5 protein-coding genes are annotated in these 3,759 nt (G+C 67.6%); 1 reads left to right on the top strand and 4 read right to left on the bottom strand.

Annotated features, from left to right (window positions below):
• A partial coding sequence (locus RT567_RS14795; RefSeq protein ID WP_313577014.1) for an ATP-binding cassette domain-containing protein occupies positions 1 to 333 on the top strand: 333 nt, incomplete at its 5' end.
• Positions 334 to 473: 140 nt separating this feature from the next.
• Here the strand turns inward: RT567_RS14795 and RT567_RS14790 are convergent.
• From RT567_RS14790 to RT567_RS14775, 4 genes are all read right to left on the bottom strand, one after another.
• Positions 474 to 1,514, bottom strand: a complete 1,041-nt coding sequence (locus tag RT567_RS14790; RefSeq protein ID WP_313577013.1) for a glycerophosphodiester phosphodiesterase — start codon at positions 1,512 to 1,514, stop codon at positions 474 to 476.
• A 204-nt stretch (positions 1,515 to 1,718) separates the two neighbouring features.
• Positions 1,719 to 2,525: an inositol monophosphatase family protein gene (locus RT567_RS14785; protein WP_087139623.1), complete on the bottom strand. Its 807-nt coding sequence runs from the start codon at positions 2,523 to 2,525 to the stop codon at positions 1,719 to 1,721.
• Positions 2,526 to 2,662: 137 nt separating this feature from the next.
• Positions 2,663 to 3,229, bottom strand: a complete 567-nt coding sequence (gene efp / locus RT567_RS14780; protein WP_313577012.1) for an elongation factor P — start codon at positions 3,227 to 3,229, stop codon at positions 2,663 to 2,665.
• A gap of 126 nt (positions 3,230 to 3,355) precedes the next feature.
• Positions 3,356 to 3,759 (bottom strand): TspO protein (locus tag RT567_RS14775; protein ID WP_313577011.1); only part of this gene is annotated, 404 nt, incomplete at its 5' end.

Here is a 3,759-nt window from a genome sequence, read left to right as displayed (position 1 = left end):
CTGGGCGAGCGCGGCAAGAGCCTGTCGGGCGGCCAGCGCCAGCGTCTGGCCATCGCGCGGGCGCTGGTGCGCGAGGCGCCGATCCTGCTGCTGGACGAGGCGACCAGCGCGCTCGACGCCGAGAACGAACGGCTGGTGCAGGCCGCGCTGGATCAGGCGATGGAGGCGCGCACCACACTGGTCATCGCCCACCGACTGGCGACCGTGCTGCGTGCCGACCGCATCGTGGTGATGGACGGCGGTCAGGTGGTCGAGGAAGGCACCCACGCCGAGCTGACGGCCAAGGGCGGGCTGTATGCGCGGTTGGCCAAACTACAGTTCCAGGGGACGTGAGCGTGAACCCTCTCCTCCCCATGCAATGGGGAGGTGGCGCGGAGCCGTAGGCGACGTGACGGAGGGGCGGCTTGGTTCCGCTGTCCCAACCCCTCCACCGCTTCGCGGTCCCCCTCCCCATTGCATGGGGAGGAAAAGTGTCAGCGCGCCTTCACCGCCGCGGCTGGAAAGTCGCTGAACACGGCGTTGACGCCGAGCGCGTAGATGACTTTTAGCCAGGCCTCAAAGTCGCCATGACCGGCGGGGGCGTCGCCTAGGCGATACTGCACGGGCAGGAACAGGTTCTCGGCGCGGAAGGTCCAGACCACGACCTTCAGGCCCGCCGCATGGGCGTCGGCCGTCAGGGGCGAGGCGGACAGCGCGCGGCCAGCATCGTTGCGGGGAACGACCATCAAATCCTGCACGCCGATGGCGTCGGCGTAGCGGGCGACCTCGGCCAGTCCCTGGGGCGTGGCCATCTCGGCATAGGTCGCATCCGGCCGGTCGGCGGGACCGCCGCCTGCCTGCATCAGTTGCAGCAGGGGCGCGTCGATGCGCGCCTTCAACCGCTCCAGCGTCCCGACTTCAAAGCACTGGATCAGGATGGGGGCGTCGGCGCCGGTCAGGCCGTGGCGCTCCAGCGCGGCGACGAAGGCGTCCTCCATCGGCAGGCCAAGAGCGGCGAAATGGCTGGGGTGTTTCAGTTCAGGCGCGATGCCGATGACGCGGCCGGTGCGGGCGTCGCCTTCGCGGGCGATCTCGACCACCTCGTCAAAGATCAGAATCGGCTCCTGCCCGTCGAAGGCGGCCGAGGCGGGACGCAGGGCGGGCAGCCGCTCACGGGCGCGCAGGGTCTTCAACTCCGCAAGGGTGAAGTCTTCGGTGAACCAGCCGGTGATGGGAACGCCGTCCACGTCACGGGTGGTGCGGCGCGCGGCGAACTCGGGACGGTCGGCGACGTCGGTGGTCTCGCCGATCTCGTTCTCGTGGCGCACGACAAGATGGCCGTCGCGGGTCATGATCAGATCCGGCTCGATGAAGTCGGCGCCCTGTTTGATGGCCAGCTCATAGGCGGCGCGAGTGTGTTCGGGGCGTTCTCCCGATGCGCCCCGGTGGGCGATGACGATCGGCTTGGCGGGGGGAGCGGACATGGCCGGTTGGCTCGACGACAGGAGGGCGGCGGTCAGAATGGCGGCGATCATGCGCGAAGGGTAGGGGCGAGACGTGACAGGCGCGTGATTTCTCCCTCCCTTCATGGGGAGGGTGGCCGTCGCGCAGCGACGAGCGGGTGGGTAGGGTGAGCCAGACATGACGAAGGCGGCGCCACGTCAGCGGCGCCGCCCCCACCCGGCTTCGCCCTGTCGGGTTCAGCCACCCTCCTCATGAAGGGGAGGGAGAATTTTGGCTTAAGCCTCGCGCAGGATCTTGCGCAGCTTGGACTGGATGTCGGGGTTGCCGGCGACGATCTGCTTGCCGCTCATCGGGTCGCCGTCCTGGTCAATGGTGGTGACGACGCCGCCAGCCTCAGTGACCAGCAGGATGCCCGCCGCCACGTCCCACGGTTGCAGGTTGCGCTCGAAATAGGCGTCATAGCGGCCCGCGGCGACCCAGGCGAAGTCCAGCGAGGCGGCGCCCAGACGGCGGATGCCCGCGACGCGCTGGCCGACGGCGTGGATGTCCTTGATGGCCTGACCGTGGCCCGTCTTGCCGATGAAGGGCAGGCCCGTGGCGATCAGGCACTCGGCCATGTCGGCGCGGCCGGCGATGCGGATGCGCGTGTCGTTCAGGTAGCAGCCCTTGCCCTTTTCGGCCCAGAACATCTCGTTCATGACCGGGTTGTAGGTGACGCAGGCCACGATCTCGGACGTGCCGTCGGGATGCTTGCGCTCCAGGCCCACCGTGATGGCGAAGTGGGGCATGGCGTGCATGAAGTTGGTGGTGCCGTCGATCGGGTCGACGATCCAGGTATGGGTCTTGTCGGTGCCCTCGATCATGCCGCGTTCCTCGCCCAGGAAGCTGTAGCCGGGGCGGGCCTTCAGCAGCAGTTCGAACAGGGTCTGCTCGGCCTTGACGTCGGCGGCGGTGACGAAGTCGCCGGGGCCCTTACGGGACACCTGGAGCTGGGACACCTCGCCGAAATCCCGAAGCATCGGGCGGGCGGTCTTGCGGACGGCGTCCATCATGACCTGAAGCAGGGCGGAAGCGAGGGCCATAGGCGGTTCTCCTGATCCGTCGATCCTCAAAAGGCCTGTGGCCCGGATGGACGGAGAAGCAAAAGGGGCGCGGACCATCCGCGCCCCTGAAAGCAAGTCTTACAGCGCCCGGCCTTGGCCGGGAAACGAGACTTTTATTAGTCCGCGCGGCGGACGTATTCGCCGGTCGAGGTGTCGACGACGATGCGCTCGCCCGTCGACATGAAGGGCGGGATCATGACGCGGATGCCGTTCGAGGTCTTGGCGGGCTTGTAGGACGACGAGGCGGTCTGACCCTTCACGGTCGGCTCGGTCTCGACGACTTCCAGAACGACCTGTTCCGGCAGTTCCAGGCCGATCGGACGCTCTTCATGCATCTCGATGATGACCTTCATGCCTTCCTGCAGGTAGGGGATGCGTTCGTCGCCGACCCAGCCCTTTTGCAGTTCGATCTGCTCATAGGACTCGTCGTCCATGAAGACGAGGGTTTCGCCGTTGTCGAACAGGTAGGAGTAGTCGCGCTGTTCCAGCGTCACGCGCTCGACCTTGTCTTCCGAGCGGAAGCGTTCGTTCAGCTTGTTGCCGGTTTCGAGGTTCTTGGCCTCGACGTTGGCGAAGGCGCCGCCCTTGCCGGGCTTGACGTGGCTGGCCTTGGTGACGACCCACAGGCCGCCATTGTGTTGCAGGACCATGCCGGGCTTGATGGTGTTGGCGTTGATTTTCATGAGAACCGTAGGGCTCGTTGCTGGGGGGCGGCAGGCGCCGACCGCCAGAGCGTGGCGCGCCAAATCGCGGCGAGCCCTAGAGGATCAAGCGAAAAAGGGCAATGGCGCTGCTCGCGACCCGCAGATTCAGGCGGCGTCGTCCAGGCCGCGCTCCGCCTGATTGGCCAGGCGCACTCCCATGCCTGTGGGGGCGGCTAGCTTGCCTGCGCCGGGATCGAGCTTGCGCGCTTCATGGGCGAAGGCGGCGGCCAGACCGGCGGAGGACATGGCAGCCAGAATCTGGGTCCACCGTCCGGTGGGCCGCGCGGCCAGCCAGACGGCGTTGACCGTCTGGGCGACGGCCCACAGGCTCATGGCGGCGTTGCGTCCAGGCTTTGCGGGCGCATTCCACACGCGCAGGGCCGATAGGGTGGTGGCGGAGAAGACGGCGGGGAGGATCAGGCTGAACGGTCCGCGCGGCCGCTCGGTGATCGGGCCCTCGCGTTTTCGAACGCCGGTCAGGCCGCGTGTCTGCGGGGGAACGGCGCGGG

The sequence above is a fragment of the Brevundimonas sp. genome (assembly GCF_032107865.1).
Lineage (GTDB): Bacteria > Pseudomonadota > Alphaproteobacteria > Caulobacterales > Caulobacteraceae > Brevundimonas.
Note: the sequence above shows the minus strand (reverse complement) of the source record. Positions and strands in the feature narration are given on the sequence as shown.